A 343-nucleotide genomic window follows, 5' to 3' on the forward strand; every position below is an offset into this window, starting at 1 on the left:
AGTTCCCATAGGGTTAAACTTGTTGTCAAACAGACTGATTTTTGCCCCTGGCAGAATCTCAGAAGTGGCTAAATCTGTCACTTTTCCATATAGTTGTTGTTCACAAAGAAGTTTTTTAGTTTCTAGGAACTTATAAATATCATCATAACCTTGTCCACCATCTCTATTTGATGAGAAAAACCCTCTTCTGGACTTGGTATCAATCCAATACCCGAAATCATCCTTAGGGGAATTGGCATCCATACCCACATTTTGAACCTTTCCAAAAGTTCCATCTGCATTAATTTTGGATACAAAAATATCTAATCCGCCCAGACCCGGATGGCCGTCAGAGGCAAAATAA

General features: G+C 38.8%; 1 pseudogene. It reads right to left on the reverse strand.

Annotated elements, in window-relative coordinates:
* A pseudogene (locus tag CXF59_RS00125) lies at positions 1–343 on the reverse strand (flagellar motor protein MotB); the annotation flags it as partial.

The sequence above is a fragment of the Flavobacterium sp. ALD4 genome, from assembly GCF_002836475.1.
In the GTDB taxonomy this organism is placed as follows: Bacteria; Bacteroidota; Bacteroidia; order Flavobacteriales; family Flavobacteriaceae; genus Flavobacterium.